Source organism: Vagococcus intermedius (assembly GCF_029144185.1).
GTDB classification, from domain to species: Bacteria; Bacillota; Bacilli; order Lactobacillales; family Vagococcaceae; genus Vagococcus_D; species Vagococcus_D intermedius.
The window spans coordinates 1,384,262-1,400,479 of record NZ_CP110232.1; the positions used below are offsets into that span (position 1 = coordinate 1,384,262).

A 16,218-nucleotide genomic window follows, 5' to 3' on the forward strand; every position below is an offset into this window, starting at 1 on the left:
TCACTACAAAGCTTGAACATTAAAGATTCGAGACTCTAAAACTGATAAAATAGCTCTGGCTGTATCAAGTGACGTGAATAAAGGAACACCATGATCAACTGCTTCTCGCCTGATTAAAAAACCGTCTGTCGTAACATGGCGTTGTTTATCCATTGTATTAACCACTAACTGAACAGCTCCTGTCCGAAGACAATCAAGTACAGTTTCAGCACTTGAAGTGTTAGCTATTTTGGAAACCTCTTTCACACTCAAATTATTTTCTGACAAAAATTTAGCTGTTCCTTCTGTCGCAACTAAGTCATAGCCAATGTCAGCAAAACGCTGAGCAAGTTCTAATGATTCTTGCTTACTCTCATCAGCTATTGTAAATAGGACTGATCCATATTCTGGTAAATGAAGACCACTCGCTTCAAACGCCTTGTACAGTGCTTTATCAAGAGTAGCAGAAGACCCCATCACCTCTCCTGTAGATTTCATTTCAGGACCTAGGTACGTATCGACTGCTTGTAACTTGGCAAAAGAGAAGACAGGTGCTTTGACATGAACTCTTTGACAGACAGGGGATAAACCTGCAGTGTAACCGAGCTCCTTTAAAGTGTTACCCAACATAACTTGTGTGGCGACTTGCGCCATCGGAATACCTGTTACTTTACTTAGAAAAGGAACGGTTCGACTAGCTCTTGGATTAACTTCAATTACATAAACCCCCTCATTGTGTATGACAAATTGAATATTCATCATGCCACAGCAATTTAATCCTAGCGCCAGTCGCTTCGTATAATCAGTGATGGTCGCTTTAAGAGCCACACTTAAAGTTTGCGGTGGATAAACAGCCATCGAATCCCCTGAATGGACGCCAGCTCGTTCAATATGTTCCATGATGCCAGGAATCAAAACATCTGTTCCATCACAGATGGCATCTACCTCACATTCTATTCCCACTAGATAACTATCAATTAAAATAGGATGTTCAGGTGAGGATTTGATTGCTTCAATCATATAGCGTTCTAAATCACTTTGATTTTCAACAATCTCCATTGCGCGTCCCCCCAATACATAGCTTGGACGGACTAAAACTGGATAACCAATTTTGTCAGCAATCGCCACTGCTTCTTCCTTGCATGTTGCAGTGTCTCCAGGCGGTTGAGGTATACTCAATTCTTTTAGTAATTGTTCAAATAAATCACGGTTCTCAGCTCGGTCTAAATCTTCAGTAGTCGTCCCAATAATGCGAACGCCTTTCTTAGAAAGCGGCTCTGCTAAATTAATAGCAGTTTGTCCCCCAAATTGAACGATTATCCCTTTAGGTTGCTCTAAGTCAATCACATTTAACACATCTTCGACAGTTAGGGGTTCAAAATAAAGTTTATCTGAAACAGAAAAATCGGTGGAGACTGTTTCAGGATTACTATTCATAATAATCGCTTCATACCCTAATTGCTGAATAGCTTTAACAGAATGGACAGTCGCATAATCAAATTCCACACCTTGTCCTATTCTAATCGGTCCAGAGCCTATTACTAATACTGATTCTTTTTTTGTTGGCTGACTTTCCTGTTCTTCACCATATGTGCTATAAAAATAAGGCGTTTTTGATTCAAATTCAGCTGCACAAGTATCGACCATTTTAAACACAGGTTCAAGCCGCCATTGCTTTCGTAATAACCTGATTTTTTCAGCAGTAGTCCCCCACAATTCTGCAATTTTAACATCCGTAAATCCGTAACGTTTAGCTCTTTTTAAACTATCTTGATGATTAATGTGTTTTTTTAATTGTTCTTCAATTTCAACAATATGTAATAGTTTATCTAAAAAAAATATATCTATCTTGGTAAATTCTGCTAATTCTTGAATTCGATATTTTCTTCTGAGTGCTTCCGCTAGATAAAACAAACGATCATCTTGAGCTTTCACTATCTTTGCAATCAATTGCTCTTCACTGATATCTTTTAATTCAGGCAACTCCAAATGGAGGGTCCCAAGTTCTAACGATCTCACAGCTTTTAATAATGACTCCTCCAGAGTTCTTCCAATAGCCATTACTTCCCCTGTTGCTTTCATTTGTGTTCCTAGACTTCTCTCACCCTGTTCAAATTTATCAAATGGCCAACGAGGGATCTTCGTTACAACATAATCTAGCGCTGGTTCAAATTGAGCATAAGTCGTCCCGGTTACTGGATTTTTCATTTCATCTAAGGTTAATCCTACCGCTATCTTTGCAGCAACTTTGGCAATTGGATAACCAGTTGCTTTGCTAGCTAAAGCAGAAGATCTGCTGACTCTGGGATTGACCTCAATCACATAATAGTTAAAACTATCTGGATCTAAGGCTAATTGAACGTTACAACCTCCCTCGATTTTTAAGGCTCTAATGATTTTCAATGACGCATCTCGTAACAGCTGATACTCTACATCCGATAGGGTTTGGCTTGGTGCAAATACGATGGAATCTCCTGTGTGAATCCCCACTGGATCAAAATTTTCCATATTACACACAACAATAGCATTGTCTGCACCGTCACGCATAACCTCGTATTCAATTTCTTTATAACCAGCAATACTTTTTTCAATTAGACACTGTGTCGCTGGTGATAATTTTAGACCATTTTTAGTAATCTCAATTAACTCTTGTTCCGTGGCACACATACCACCGCCAGTTCCACCTAATGTAAAGGCGGGACGAACAATCAAAGGGTAACCAATTTCTTGAGCAAAATATAAGGCCTCATCTACTGTTGTAACAATCTCACTTTCGGGAATCGGCTGGTCTAAGTCTGTCATTAATTGTTTAAATAAATCGCGATCTTCTGCTTGATCAATTGCACTTAGTTTTGTACCTAACAATTCGATTTTTAATTCTTCTAAAATACCTGATTGAGACAAAGCCATTGCCATATTCAAACCGGTCTGCCCACCTAATGTTGGGAGAATAGCATCCGGCTTTTCTTTACGTAATATACGTGATACAAACTCCAAAGTTAGAGGTTCAATATAAACTTTATCCGCGATTTCTTTATCAGTCATGATTGTCGCAGGGTTTGAATTAATCAAGACTACTTCATACCCTTCTTCTCTAAGAGCTAAGCAAGCTTGGGTACCCGCATAGTCAAATTCTGCAGCTTGACCAATAATAATTGGACCTGAGCCGATTACTAAAATCTTTTTCAAATCAGTTCTTTTTGGCATTCATTTTGCTCCTTCCAAGTATCCATTAATTCTATGAAATCATCAAACAAATGTAGCGTATCATGAGGACCTGGTGCCGCATCTGGATGAAATTGTACAGTAAAAGCAGGCAATTCCTTATGCCGCAAACCTTCAACAGTCTCATCATTAATTTCTAGATGAGTAATCAACAGTTTCTCCTTATCAATACTTTCTTTTGAAACAGCATAACCATGATTTTGAGAAGTAAAATCAATCCGGCCAGTTGCTACTTCTCGGACAGGGTGATTAAACCCTCTGTGACCAAAAATCATCTTATACGTATCTGCTCCATTAGCTAAGGCAAATAATTGATGCCCCAAACAAATCCCAAAAATTGGGACATGTCCTTGAATCATTTGAATCATCTCAAGCACCTTAGGTAAGTCCTTTGGGTCTCCTGGTCCATTACTTAATATCACGCCATCTGGATGTAAATCTAAGATAGCGTGAGCACTTGTATCGTGAGGCAGTACTGTTATTTGACAATTACGGCGACTTAGTTCTCTTAAGATACTGTGTTTTAAGCCGAAATCAATCACCACAACGTTTCTGCCGATACCAGGACTAGGATAAGCTTTTGTTGTTGAAACTTGAGCGACTTGATTCGTAGATAGAACGGTCGCCTTTAATTGGTCAAAAGCATGGTCTAGTTCCTTGGTAGCGTCAATAATACTCCCCTTCAGTGTCCCGACATCTCTTAATTTTTTAGTCAACATCCGTGTATCAATCCCTGATATACCAGGAATATTCTTAGTTTTCAAAAATTGGTCAAGTGACATCTTACTTCGCCAATTAGCTGGGACTCGGGCAACTTCAGCCACAATCACTCCTTGACAAGTTGGCTCAATCGACTCAAAATCGTCACGATTAATGCCATAATTTCCAATTAAAGGATAGGTAAAGGTAATTATTTGACCATTAAAACTTTGATCGGTAATAGCTTCTTGATAGCCCGTCATCCCTGTTGTAAAAACAACTTCCCCTGTCGAACTTCGTTCAGCACCAAAACCCTCTCCTTCAAAAATACTGCCATCTTCTAAGATTAATAAACGTTTCACTCTAACATCTCCTCTTTAGACCAGACGATTTGTCCATCCACTAGTGTCATAACTGTTTGCCCTAACACCTCTTTATTTAAAAATGGTGTGTTACTTGCCTTAGATAAAAAATCATCTGCTACAATTTGATACGTTTCTGTCAGGTTAAAGATTGCTAAATCCGCCGGTTGTCCGATTTCAAGTCTTCCTGCTGGCAGATTTAGAATCATAGCGGGCTTAATCGTGAGCCAATCGATGACCTGTTCTAAAGTAAAGGTATTCGTTTTGACAAATTCTGTATAAATAAGACTAAAAGCCGTTTCACTCCCAACTATCCCAAAAGGGGCTTGAGTCATAGATTGATTTTTTTCATCACTACCATGAGGCGCATGATCTGTTGCAATACAATCAATGGTCCCATCTAACAACCCATTAATTAGAGCTTGACGATCTTCTTCACTTCTTAAGGGTGGATTCATTTTAAATTGGCCATGATCTTTTGTAATATCACGATCTGTTAAGATAAGATGGTGAGGACATACCTCACAGGTCACTTTTACACCAGCTAATTTAGCTTCTCGTATAAGACGGACACTCTCTTTAGTAGAAACATGACAAACATGGTAATGAACCCCCGTTTCCTCAGCCAGTATTAAATCTCTAGCTATCTGAGAAGATTCCGTTGCACTTATAATTCCTGGTAGTCCTAAGTACTCTGAGGTGACACCTTGATGCATACAGCCTCCAAAGAGTAGCGACTCATCTTCTGTATGCGCTACAATTGGCCGTTTGTTCTTTTTAGCTTCTTTCATAGCAAGATACATCGTACCTGCTGTTTGAACTCCCACCCCATCATTTGTAAAACCTGGTGTTCCTAACTTACTTAAAATCGACATATCAACTAAGTCATCGCTGTTTAAGTTGCTAGTAATAGGTGCATATTGGTGAATTTTAACAACACTGTCTCTGATAATTAATTTTTTAAGATCTTGAAATTTTTGAGCTGTATCTGGTACTGGTGCAAGATTTGGCATGGCACAAACGGTTGTAAAGCCACCTCTAGCTGCTGCTAGACTCCCTGTTTTAATCGTTTCTTTATAAGTAAAACCGGGCTCCCTAAAATGAACATGTAAATCAACTAAACCTGCTGTAACTAATTGCTCTTTAAGATCAATAATCTTCACAAATTTTTGACTCCTTGCTAAATCCTGTCCAATAGCTTTGATTTTTCCTGCCTCTATCCAAATATCTCCCTTAATTAAGCGGTTTCCCCTAGTCATTATTTGGCCATTTTGTAATAATAGTGTCATCTATTGCACCTTCCCTTCTAAAATTGCTTCCAAGATTGCCATCCTCATAAAAACACCATTGGTCATTTGTTGAACAATCCTTGATTGTAAGGATTCTACTAACCCATCTGCTAACTCCACATCTCGATTAACTGGAGCCGGATGCATAATAATTCCGTGCTTAGGGAGTAATTTTGCACGTTCTATTGTCAAACCATAATGAGCATGGTAACTTTCTTTAGAAAAGACTTCGTCACTATGATGTCGTTCATGTTGTATTCGTAATAACATAATGACATCAACCTTAGGCAAGAGGTCATCTAGTGGTAAGTATTCCCCATAAACACTATATTCTTCTGTGTACCAATCTTCCGGTCCTGAAAAATATAACGTCGCGCCTAATCTTTTAAGTAACTGCATATTGGATTTGGCGACTCTAGAATGATTGATGTCTCCTACAATAGCAATGGAAAGATGATCAAATGAACCAAATTCTTCATAGATAGTCATCATGTCAAGTAAACATTGCGTTGGGTGTTGTCCACTACCATCTCCACCATTGATAATGGACGAACGAATTGTTGGACTTTGAATGAGTTCATTATAATACTCTTCCTCACTATGCCTGATGACACAGGCGGAAATACCTAAGGCAGACAGTGTCAAAACCGTGTCATAAAGTGACTCTCCTTTATTGATTGAACTTGTGCTCACCTCAAAAGGAATCACTTCAATTCCTAATTTTCGTTCAGCTACTTCAAAACTTTTGTGAGTACGTGTACTATTTTCAAAAAATAAATTAGCAACATAATAAGGTTCTGTTTGTGACAATCTGCTAGATGCTCCTTCTTTAAAGGCTTGAGCACGTTTGATTAATCCCATTACTTCTTGATTGGATAGCGACTCAATTGTTAAGAGATGTTTTAAGCTAATAATTTCTGTTTCTTGACTCATTCCGATCAATCCTTTCTTAATGTGACTCACTTGACCCTCTGCTGATATGTCTTTTACTCTTTCTTACTGCTCACTTAAAGCTTTTTCAGGTAAAATTAGATTTAAAATAATCCCGAATAATGTAGCCAATGCCATCCCTGATAATTCAAAGGGGCCTGATTTAAACATCAATCCACCAATCCCTACTACTAAAATAACTGAGGCAATAATCAAATTTCTTTTTAAATCAAAATCTATCTTATTATCAATGAGGATCTTCAAGCCACTAGCTGCAATAACTCCGAACAAGATAAAGCTAATTCCTGAAATCACTGGCCCTGGAATACTTAAGATTAACGCGCTGATTTTTCCAACAAAACTCAATGCAATTGCCAACACACCAGCACCTCCTAGTACAAAGACACTGTGTACTCTTGTAATAGCTAATACCCCAATATTTTCACCATAACTCGTTACTGGCGGTCCTCCAACAAAACTAGCACTAATTTGGGCTAACCCATCTCCAAGTAAGGTTCTTGATAGACCTGGATCCTCAAAATAATTACGTTTAGTTAATTTATTTAAAACGGTGATATGCCCGATATGCTCAGTCATTGTTACAAAAGCAATGGGGGCCATTGTGGTGATCGCGCCAATGTGTAATCTTGGTTCATAATGCACAAAAGGTATTTCAAAATTAGGCAAGGCAAACCAAGCTGCCTCAGCAATGGGTGCCGTATCAACAATTCCCATTGTCAAAGCCAACACATAACCTGAAACAATACCTAGTAAAATTGGTAATAAGCCGATAAAACCTTTTAGGAACATATTGAAGAAAATAGTCAGAGCCAATGTTGCTAGAGCAACTGCAATATATTTAGGACTATATGTCCCTGAGCTTGTGTACATCGCATTATTTGCTGCATTGGCTGCCAATCCTAAACCAATAACCATTACTACCGGACCGACTACAATCGCTGGCAAGACATTATTAATCCACTGGGACCCTATTTTTTTTATGATAAAAGCAACGAGGACATAAACGAGACCAGTTGTTAACGCCCCTTGAGCAACTGCTGGGTACCCGTCACTTTCCATTAGCATTTGCATTGCGGGAATAAACGCAAAGCTACTACCTAAGTATGCTGGGATTTTTGCCCCAGTTGTTAGCATGTAGACCAATGTTCCAAGTCCTGAACTTAACAAGGCAATTCCTGGATCAATTCCTACTAAAATTGGTACTAAAACTGTCGAACCAAACATTGTAAAGAGATGTTGAAGACTTAAACCAAACCATTGTAACGGTTTGGGTTTATCCTTAATATCTAAAACTACATCTGGATTTCTAAATTCTTTTGTCATGTTATCTTCCCCTTTTTCACTTATATTTTAGTTTGATCGCTTTTTAGACAAAGAAAAACCTCGTTTCCAATTAGGTCAGAAACGAGGTTTTCACAAAATACACCCACTATTACTAAGTTACACCTAGGTTTAAAAGGGGGGATATTTGCTCTTCCTAGCCTCTCTGGACTAAATTAAAAAGCGTTACTATTCAATTAATTTTTTACTATACTAACACCATCACTAGCATCTGTCTCGGTCATTTTTACGACGACCTCTTCATCTGTTGATGTAGGCAGATTTTTCCCAACAATATCCGCTCGAACTGGCAACTCTCGGTGACCACGATCAACTAATACTGCTAAAGAAATTTTCTTAGGTCGTCCAAAATCCATCACAGCATCTAGCGCTGCTCGAATCGTACGTCCCGTATATAATACATCATCTACTAATACAACATGTTTCCCTTCGACTGAGAAAGGAATTGTAGATTGTGATTTATCTGGAATAACACCAGCCGTATCTCCTTGATCATCACGATAACTGGTAATATCTAACTCACCAACAGGTAATTGAATCTCTTCTAGTTGATTGAGTCTCTCTGAGATACGTTCTGCTAAAAAGATACCGCGTGTTTTGATACCAATCAAAACAATATCCTGAACACCCTTATTGCGCTCAATGATCTCATAAGTCATCCGGGTCAAGACTCGCTTCATTGTCACACTATCAATCACTTCTTTTTCCATGATAATCCCTCCTAGTATCCTTGGCATTTGATTACAAAAAAACTCCTACCTTTATAAGGCAGGAGTCGATAATGTCGTTAACTCACTTAAGATAGTCTTCCTCCAAGGGGAGCGAACACTTACTATGCCTTCTTAGCCTCTCTGGACTAATTTTTAAAGGATATATTATTTAATTTCTTATGTGTTATCATAACTTCTTTTCAAAAAAAATGCAAGTTATTTTGTCAAAAGCGTTAAAGATTCTAATGTCTCAGTAAAATTCTCTGGTAAGTCAGCTTCAAAATACATCTCTTCTTCAGTAGTAGGATGTGTAAAGCCTAACACTTTAGCGTGTAAGAACTGGCCTTGACCAGGTAACGTTTTACGCGGACCATATAAAGGATCTCCAGCTAACGGGTAATCAATATATTTCATATGCACACGAATCTGATGTGTACGTCCCGTTTCCAATTGACATTCAATCAAGGTATATCCTTCATATCTTTCTAACACTTTAAAGTGCGTCACCGCATCTTTCCCGCCCTCAATGACAGCTTGAGATTGACGATTTTCTTTTGAGCGGCCAACCGGAGCATCAATTGTCCCTTTATCATGAGGAATCTCGCCATGAACAAGAGCAATATAACGACGCGTAACAGTTTTATTTTTTAATTGAGCGCTTAATTTTTCATGTGCTTCATCATTTTTAGCAACCATCAATAAGCCTGATGTGTCTTTGTCAATACGATGAACAATCCCAGGACGAACGACATCATTAATACTTGATAAGTCTTTAACATGATGTAATAAAGCATTCACCATTGTCCCATTGGCGTGACCGGCAGAGGGATGAACCACCATTCCTTGAGGTTTGTTTACAACTACAACATCTTGATCTTCATAAACAATTTCTAGAGGGATATCTTCACCCTCGATTGTTAACTCAACAGGTTCTGGACGATTGATCTCAATTAGATCGTCGTCTTTTACTTTATAATTAGGTTTGACAATCTCACCGTTTACACTCACTAATTGTTCTTTTAACCAAGCTTGGATTTGTGAACGTGAAAAATCACCAAACTCTTCTGTAATTACTTTATCAATACGACCTTTTTGACCATCGATGGTCATTGTTAATTTTTCTAACATATTATTTTTTCACCTTATCCATTCTTTCGTCTAATACGATATATATTAAGATGCAGCCAACACCCACTGTTAAAGCAATATCAGCCACATTAAAAATTGGAAAATTCATAAACTCAGTTTGGAACATATCTACAACATATCCCAAATGTAAACGGTCGATAAAATTTCCAATTGCACCACCTAAAATTAGCGATAACCCTATTGTAAACCATTTGCTCTCATTACGATACTTAAATAAAATAAAAACGACTACGAAACAGACGATTGCCGTCACAATATAAAAAAACCACATTTTACCCTCTAAAATACTCCATGCAGCGCCCTCATTTCTTAAATGAGTCAGTGAAATTAGTGAGTTGTCAAAAATTGTTTCCCCCAAACCTACATTAGTCACCACCCAATTTTTTATCAATTGATCGCTAATAATAACTCCTAATGCTAATAATAAATAGCCTACCATTTAAATTTTCTCCATTCTTCATAATAATTTTGAAAAACTTCCTTTGGTCTCATCAATCCTAATAAGTCTTTACTTGGTTGACCATCTTCGGTAATAAGTAACGCTTCAATCGTTGGGTCTTCAAGTAACAATTCCATCGCTTGAAAAACATGGGTATCTTTCGAGATAAAGCGATAATTATTACGTTTTCGATCACTAATTAAAACATCGCCAACCTTTTTCCCTTTGATGTCAATAGTTCCTGCATACCCTCTACTAGCAAGCCATAAACCTAAACCGTGTGCGGTTACTAGACCTAAAAATTGATTTTCCTCATAAATAGGTAATTGTGAAAAACCTTTTTCTTTTAAAATGGTTAAAATTTGCATTAAATCTGTTTGATTATCAAAAATTGTGACCCTCTTCTTAAATCTTGGAATCACTTTTTCAGGCTGTGTTAAATCCATTTCAATCTTTTTGATTTTTTTTATAATCCACTCATTAGGTTCTGCAATAACAAAGTCAGGTGATATTCTATCATGCACAATTGCATTCCTTAATTGAGCAATTTCAAGTAAATCGTCATGATATTTACGAACCTGCAAATCCCGTCGTGGGCGTAATTTGCGTACCATATCCGTAAAACCAGCACTAGGTCTGTCGAGCTGATCTCGCATCCACTTTTCAATTCGATTAAATACTGCTAAAAATTCCTCTGCTTGTTGGCCCACTAATCTGACTCCTTTATTTTATAAAATTAACTCTTACCTATAATAACAGTAATTAAAAAAAAAAGCTAAGTAGTATCCCCGTCATCTACCTGGCTTTTTCAACTAGTACTATTAACTTTTCTTACAAGCTTAACTCTTAGTCCAATCATGTTTCAACGCTTTAGGGTAATAAATAAAAACCCTGCCAATCAAGTATCCACAATGGTAAACTAGCCTATCTAACTTTTTCATGTCACGCACGCCCTTATTCCGCTTAATGACTTTAGTATATAACATCACAACTTAATTTGTAACCGGTTTTCTCTTGTTTTAATATTTTTGTAACATTAATAACATAAAACCTAATAAAACTATCGGTTTTTCTTATTTTTAACTAACTTTTCTAATAGAGACCTTTAGCTTTATTTTAAAAGTCTAGGATTGACCTTTTTCCCGTTAATACCTATAATGAAAACAGTAACTTAATCTATGTTTATGGAGGAATGTAAAATGACAACAGGCGTAGTAAAATGGTTTGATTTAAAAAAGGGTTATGGCTTTATTACTTATAATGAAACCGAGGAAGTGTTTGTTCATTTTACAGGGATTAATGGTGAAGGGTTTAAAACATTAGAGGCTAATCAAAAGGTGACATTTGAAATAAAAGAAGGCCATCGTGGTTTACAAGCTACAAACGTTACTTCTTTTGAATAATAAAAAAAGTGTTGACTTTTAGCCAACACTTTTTTTTATACTAACGATATCGCCTTTAAAGTATTTATTTGCGACTAACTCTGCTAACAAAGCTTCGCGCGTCTTAGCAGTCATCAAAAATTGATACTCTATTGTTTGATAAGTAATTGTTAAACCACATGCCCCAAGAGCTATCTTATCTAACTCTTCGAGATGAAATTTTCGTGTGTTACGTACCAAACAAGCTTTAGCGACTAAGTACTCCTCTGTAAAGAAAAAATAACGCTGTAAACCTAACCACAACAAAAAAATAAATACTAACAAAATTAAGACGCTCAACAAGTTTAACCGTACCTCTTCTAAAAGAGTAATTATGCTTAAAAAGAATATACCAAATGTAATAGACCAATAGATGAGGCTCGTTGCTACCTCTGGTTGCCATCGGTAAGTTGTAATCATTCCATTTTTTTTCACCATGACACCTCTTCAAAATAATCATCATCTTATATACTAACACATCACCAAATAAATAAGAAGCGAGGGATTCAAATGTTAAAATTATACGTCGATGCTGCAACTCGTGGAAACCCTGGACCAAGCGGCATTGGTATCTTGATAGTCGGGAAAAACATTTATGAACAATTAAGCTTTCCACTAAATACTAACATGTCTAACCACGAAGCTGAGTTTTCAGCACTTCTACGCGGGTTAGAAGAAATCATAAAAAGAAATATGATGACAGATACAATATTTGTTTATACTGATAGTAAGATAGTTGCCGAAACAATTGATAAAAATCATACTAGCAATCATAAATTCAAACCTTATTTATTAGAAATACAAACACTTTTAGCAAGCTTTCCACTTATTTTGATTCAATGGCTACCTGAAAAACAAAATAAAGGCGCTGACAACTTGGCACGACAAGGACTAAAGAAAGCCTTAGACAACAAATAAAAAGCTAAGATAATTGAACGCTTCTGCTTTCAATTATCTTAGCTTTTTTTATTTGTTCTTTACAAGATTCTCTAATAAATCTATAAATCCCTCATCATCATTAAATGGATGAATATAGTTAAATTCTTCACCGCCATTTTCCATAAAATAAGTACAGTTTTCTTCTTCAATTTCTTCAATTGTTTCCACACAATCTGATACAAAACCTGGCGTAATCACTAATACTTTTTTTACTCCTTGTTTAGGCAAACCTTTTAACGTGTCATCTAAAGGTGGTTTTAACCATTCTGCTGGTCCAAATTTTGATTGATAAGCTACTTGCCATGGAATACTTAAATCTAAACGCTTTATCAAAGCTTCTGTAGTTGCTTGACATTGTGCTTGATAAGGGTCACCTTTTTCAACATAACTGACAGGTATGCCATGATAAGAAATCATTAATTTATCAGGATTATATTTTTTGATCCCTTTTTCTACTTGTTTTGCTAGTAGTTCAATATACATTGGATGATCAGTAAATTCTCTAATTAAATGTAAACTAGGCATATCTTCTGATTTTAAGTAGTGGCGAAAAACAGCATCATTAATTGAAGCAGTCGTTGTTGTTGAATATTGAGGATATAGTGGAATAACTGTAATATCTTCTATCCCTTTTTTCGCCATTTCAGCTAAAGATTCGGAAATAGTAGGATGGCTATATGCCATCCCATAAGTGACATAAGCTTCAGGAAAACGTGCTTGTAATCGCTCTGCTTGTGATTCAGTATAAACTTGTAATGGCGAACCTTGTTCTGTCCAAATACTTTTATATAACTCAGCCGATTTTTTCGGACGTGTATTTAAAATGATTCCATGTAACACCGGCAACCAAATCATACGTGGAGTATCTATAACTCTAGCATCACCTAAAAATTTTTTTAGGTATGTCTTCACTTCTTTTTTCTCCGGTTTAGATGGTGTCCCAATATTAGCAATCAAAATGCCTTTTTTTACTGCCATAAAAAAATTCCTCTTTTCTTTAAAAATACTTTTATGCTTAAACCACCTAAATGATACCACAAAAAGCACCCTTCTTTAACAAGAGAGTGCTTTTTATATTGTTTATTTTATTCAGATACGTCGCGTGCTTGACGTGGTGGACGGGTTCCCCAATATTGGAAAAAGTCCGTTCGCAATGCGCCATTATAAAGTTTACGTTTCTTCGTCGCTTTAGCTTTATAGTACGTTTCAAATGTTAAATCACTGGTTAAAATATACTTACTCCATGTTTTAAGTGGTCGATATGTTTCACCCATTTCACGATAAAGCTTTCTAACTGATTCTTCTTCTCCCAAACGTTCACCATACGGTGGATTAGCAACTATGACACCATATTCTTTGTCAGTAGTAAAATCTTTTAATTGCATTTGTTTAAATTGAATAGAATCCCCTAAGCCAATTTCTTCAGCATTATTTTGTGCAATTTGAATCATTTTGCCATCAATATCTGTTCCCATAATATCTAATTCAATGTCATAGTCAGCTTTTTCTTCGGCTTCATTTCTAACTTTATCAAATATGTTCCCATCGACCCATTCCCAATCTTCACAAAGAAAATCACGATTAAATCCGGGGGCGATATTGTGCCCAATTAAAGCTGCTTCAATACAAATCGTCCCTGAACCGCATACTGGATCGTAAAATGGACGATCCTTACGCCAATTTGTCAGCATGACCAAAGCTGCTGCCATATTTTCTTTTAATGGTGCCCCACCTTTTTCTAAACGGTAACCACGCTTGAACAAACTAGGTCCAGTTGTATCTAACGTAATTGTGACCTGATCTTTTAATAACGCAACTTCTAATGGGAACTTAGCACCTGTCTCAGGTAAGCGACCATAGCGGTGATACACCTCACTTAAACGACTAACAATTGCTTTTTTAGTAATAGCTTGGCAATCAGAAATACTAAATAATGTTGATTTAATTGATTTACCAGCTACTGGAAATTCCGCATCCATTGGCAAAATATCTTCCCAAGGTAATGCTTTTGTTTGTTCAAATAATTCCTCAAATGTAACAGCTTTAAATTCACCAACAATAATTTTGATGCGATCAGCCGTTCTAAGCCATAAATTGGCTGTGGCAATCGTTTCTATATCGCCATAAAAAATTGCCTTACCGTTCTCAACTTGACAGTCAATACCTAAATCTCTGAGTTCTTTTCCTACTAGCGCTTCCATCCCACTAGCCGCTGTTGCAACTAACTTAAATTGTTTCATTCTATTTACGCCCCTTTCAAGGGTTATTCATTCAATAAAAAAAGTCCTTCCAATTAAGGAAGGAACAATCCTGATAACATGTAATTTTCTATAAGCCATGTTCTGTATTGATTTTTCTCAGGAAAAAAATCAACGATAATCATCTGTCTACAGATAAACTGTTCCTTTTCTTGTTCAATTCCTCAAAAAGGATGCCCCTACCAAAGTTTGGGTTGCTCGCTCGAGGGGTTTACCGCGTTCCACCAATACCATTTCTAGTATTGCTTCGTCACTGTGGCACTTTCAAGACTACTCCCCCATAGTCATAAGACCTTAGGAGTTTTATCTGCCGTTACTCTAAAAGAGTACCTTAGCTTATTTTTTCGCTAAGCACGAACACTACAAGCATCGCAGCTTGTGCGAGCATGGACTTTCCTCAACTTAGCTAACTAAGCCGCGATTATCCGAAAATTACAAAGTTATTTACACCTTAATTAAAATTGTTTTGTTTCGTTTAAATCATCTGAATTTTCTAATTTGCTACCAAAAACATGTTTTTCTAAATTGGATAAACGTTTTAAAATATCAAAATTGGTTGCCCCTGCTGATTTCGGAGGATCTTGTTTAATACGAGATAATGTCGCTTGACTCTTTGTTAATTGATCCACTTTTGCAATTAAACGTTCATTTTCTTCTTTTAGTAACAATAGTTCATTACTATATGTTTCGTAGTCTTTAATAACACCATCTAAAAATTCATCAACTTCAATCGGGTCATAGCCACGCATCTTAGTTTTAAAATCTTTTTCTAGGATTTCTCTTGCCTCATAATTCATCATTTTGTGGACACCTCATCTATTGGTATTCATAAGCGTCATTATAACACTCTATCATAATTATTGTAACCAATCATTGATAAAAAATCAACGAAAGATTAAAAATCAACCGAATTTTGTAAATCGTACATTGTAATAAGCTCTAACTGATAGTTATTAGTTTCTTGATATTTTCGTGCATCTTTATAATAATAGTCTGTTTTTCCAAGGTGCTCCTCATCATAAAGTAACAAGCTACCATCTGTATGGCTTAGTAAAAATTGAGTATGATTTTTTAATTGTTGTGGTGTGTTATATGGTTGGTGGGACACTGTATTAACATAGTCCGCTTGTTGCTTCATTTCGAATAAGGCCGTTTGATTTTTTTCGTTCCAACTATTACCAAACTCTTCAAATGGTAATAATACAGCTACTTTAAGCTCTGGGTACTCATTTTTTAAAGTATTAACTACCTCACTGCCCCATTGTTCAACACCTAAATTCCCTCCCAATATCACCCACTCAAGACCGTCTTCTAAATAACTTACTAGGCGTTCTTTTAAAACTTTCTTAATAACTTCGATTTTAGCATCAGACTCTTTAAATATCCCTAATTCAAAACTTCTATAGCCTGAAAGATAGACTCTTTTCACGATTTATCCCTCCTAACCTTTTCTTTT

16 protein-coding genes and 1 other RNA gene are annotated in these 16,218 nt (G+C 36.5%); 2 read left to right on the forward strand and 15 right to left on the reverse strand.

Annotation, left to right across the window (positions count from 1 at the left end; translation table 11 throughout):
- Positions 1–3: 3 nt before the first annotated feature.
- From carB to OL234_RS06465, 9 genes are all read right to left on the reverse strand, one after another.
- On the reverse strand, positions 4–3,186 hold the full coding sequence (gene carB, locus OL234_RS06425; RefSeq protein ID WP_275468422.1) for a carbamoyl-phosphate synthase large subunit: 3,183 nt from the start codon (positions 3,184–3,186) through the stop codon (positions 4–6).
- Positions 3,165–4,265: a carbamoyl phosphate synthase small subunit gene (locus OL234_RS06430; protein ID WP_275468423.1), complete on the reverse strand. Its 1,101-nt coding sequence runs from the start codon at positions 4,263–4,265 to the stop codon at positions 3,165–3,167. The genes carB and OL234_RS06430 overlap by 22 nt, the downstream gene beginning before the upstream one ends.
- Positions 4,262–5,554: a dihydroorotase gene (pyrC, locus tag OL234_RS06435; protein WP_275468424.1), complete on the reverse strand. Its 1,293-nt coding sequence runs from the start codon at positions 5,552–5,554 to the stop codon at positions 4,262–4,264. The genes OL234_RS06430 and pyrC overlap by 4 nt, the downstream gene beginning before the upstream one ends.
- Positions 5,555–6,487, reverse strand: a complete 933-nt coding sequence (locus OL234_RS06440) for an aspartate carbamoyltransferase catalytic subunit (protein WP_275468425.1) — start codon at positions 6,485–6,487, stop codon at positions 5,555–5,557. It lies immediately after the preceding gene.
- Positions 6,488–6,550: 63 nt separating this feature from the next.
- Positions 6,551–7,828: a uracil-xanthine permease family protein gene (locus OL234_RS06445; protein ID WP_275468426.1), complete on the reverse strand. Its 1,278-nt coding sequence runs from the start codon at positions 7,826–7,828 to the stop codon at positions 6,551–6,553.
- Between the two features lie 194 nt (positions 7,829–8,022).
- On the reverse strand, positions 8,023–8,559 hold the full coding sequence (gene pyrR / locus OL234_RS06450) for a bifunctional pyr operon transcriptional regulator/uracil phosphoribosyltransferase PyrR (protein ID WP_275470121.1): 537 nt from the start codon (positions 8,557–8,559) through the stop codon (positions 8,023–8,025).
- Positions 8,560–8,772: 213 nt separating this feature from the next.
- Complete coding sequence (locus OL234_RS06455; RefSeq protein ID WP_275468427.1) at positions 8,773–9,684, reverse strand: RluA family pseudouridine synthase; 912 nt, start codon at positions 9,682–9,684, stop codon at positions 8,773–8,775.
- Between the two features lies 1 nt (position 9,685).
- Entirely contained in the window at positions 9,686–10,144 is a 459-nt protein-coding gene (lspA, locus tag OL234_RS06460; protein WP_275468428.1) for a signal peptidase II, read from the reverse strand.
- Positions 10,138–10,854, reverse strand: a complete 717-nt coding sequence (locus OL234_RS06465) for a CBS domain-containing protein (RefSeq protein ID WP_275468429.1) — start codon at positions 10,852–10,854, stop codon at positions 10,138–10,140. Before OL234_RS06465 ends, lspA begins: the two co-directional genes overlap by 7 nt.
- 489 nt (positions 10,855–11,343) lie before the next feature.
- On the opposite strand from OL234_RS06465, the gene OL234_RS06470 reads away from it, so the two are divergent.
- Positions 11,344–11,547 (forward strand): cold-shock protein, encoded by a 204-nt coding sequence (locus OL234_RS06470; RefSeq protein WP_275468430.1) that lies wholly within the window; start codon positions 11,344–11,346, stop codon positions 11,545–11,547.
- A gap of 18 nt (positions 11,548–11,565) precedes the next feature.
- Here OL234_RS06470 and OL234_RS06475 read toward each other — a convergent pair whose 3' ends face one another.
- Positions 11,566–12,000 carry an EbsA family protein gene (locus tag OL234_RS06475; protein WP_275468431.1) on the reverse strand — a complete coding sequence of 145 codons (435 nt, stop codon included), beginning with the start codon at positions 11,998–12,000 and terminating at the stop codon, positions 11,566–11,568.
- Positions 12,001–12,075: 75 nt separating this feature from the next.
- Here OL234_RS06475 and OL234_RS06480 point away from each other — a divergent pair, with 75 nt between their 5' ends.
- Positions 12,076–12,483, forward strand: coding sequence for a ribonuclease HI family protein (locus OL234_RS06480; protein WP_275468432.1), 408 nt, complete (start codon positions 12,076–12,078; stop codon positions 12,481–12,483).
- Between the two features lie 48 nt (positions 12,484–12,531).
- Here the strand turns inward: OL234_RS06480 and hemH are convergent, their stop codons facing one another.
- From hemH to OL234_RS06505, 5 genes are all read right to left on the reverse strand, one after another.
- Positions 12,532–13,482: a ferrochelatase gene (gene hemH / locus OL234_RS06485; RefSeq protein WP_275468433.1), complete on the reverse strand. Its 951-nt coding sequence runs from the start codon at positions 13,480–13,482 to the stop codon at positions 12,532–12,534.
- A 107-nt stretch (positions 13,483–13,589) separates the two neighbouring features.
- A complete protein-coding gene (locus OL234_RS06490; RefSeq protein ID WP_275468434.1) occupies positions 13,590–14,744 on the reverse strand; it encodes a THUMP domain-containing class I SAM-dependent RNA methyltransferase in 1,155 nt (384 codons plus the stop codon).
- Between the two features lie 86 nt (positions 14,745–14,830).
- An RNA gene (gene rnpB / locus OL234_RS06495) (RNase P RNA component class B) lies at positions 14,831–15,195 on the reverse strand.
- A 22-nt stretch (positions 15,196–15,217) separates the two neighbouring features.
- Complete coding sequence (gene gpsB / locus OL234_RS06500) at positions 15,218–15,562, reverse strand: cell division regulator GpsB (protein ID WP_275468435.1); 345 nt, start codon at positions 15,560–15,562, stop codon at positions 15,218–15,220.
- A gap of 95 nt (positions 15,563–15,657) precedes the next feature.
- The gene (locus tag OL234_RS06505; RefSeq protein ID WP_275468436.1) at positions 15,658–16,191 is read right to left on the reverse strand and encodes an SLOG family protein; all 534 of its coding nucleotides are present in this window, start codon (positions 16,189–16,191) and stop codon (positions 15,658–15,660) included.
- Between the last annotated feature and the right edge of the window lie 27 nt (positions 16,192–16,218).

Excerpts from the sequence above, each read along its gene's own strand:
- carB (WP_275468422.1), bottom strand. The coding sequence starts at position 3,186 with ATGCCAAAAAGAACTGATTTGAAAAAGATTTTAGTAATCGGCTCAGGT.
- pyrC (WP_275468424.1), bottom strand. The coding sequence starts at position 5,554 with ATGACACTATTATTACAAAATGGCCAAATAATGACTAGGGGAAACCGC.
- OL234_RS06440 (WP_275468425.1), bottom strand. The coding sequence starts at position 6,487 with ATGAGTCAAGAAACAGAAATTATTAGCTTAAAACATCTCTTAACAATT.
- OL234_RS06445 (WP_275468426.1), bottom strand. The coding sequence starts at position 7,828 with ATGACAAAAGAATTTAGAAATCCAGATGTAGTTTTAGATATTAAGGAT.
- OL234_RS06455 (WP_275468427.1), bottom strand. The coding sequence starts at position 9,684 with ATGTTAGAAAAATTAACAATGACCATCGATGGTCAAAAAGGTCGTATT.
- lspA (WP_275468428.1), bottom strand. The coding sequence starts at position 10,144 with ATGGTAGGCTATTTATTATTAGCATTAGGAGTTATTATTAGCGATCAA.
- OL234_RS06470 (WP_275468430.1), top strand. The coding sequence starts at position 11,344 with ATGACAACAGGCGTAGTAAAATGGTTTGATTTAAAAAAGGGTTATGGC.
- OL234_RS06480 (WP_275468432.1), top strand. The coding sequence starts at position 12,076 with ATGTTAAAATTATACGTCGATGCTGCAACTCGTGGAAACCCTGGACCA.
- hemH (WP_275468433.1), bottom strand. The coding sequence starts at position 13,482 with ATGGCAGTAAAAAAAGGCATTTTGATTGCTAATATTGGGACACCATCT.
- OL234_RS06490 (WP_275468434.1), bottom strand. The coding sequence starts at position 14,744 with ATGAAACAATTTAAGTTAGTTGCAACAGCGGCTAGTGGGATGGAAGCG.
- gpsB (WP_275468435.1), bottom strand. The coding sequence starts at position 15,562 with ATGATGAATTATGAGGCAAGAGAAATCCTAGAAAAAGATTTTAAAACT.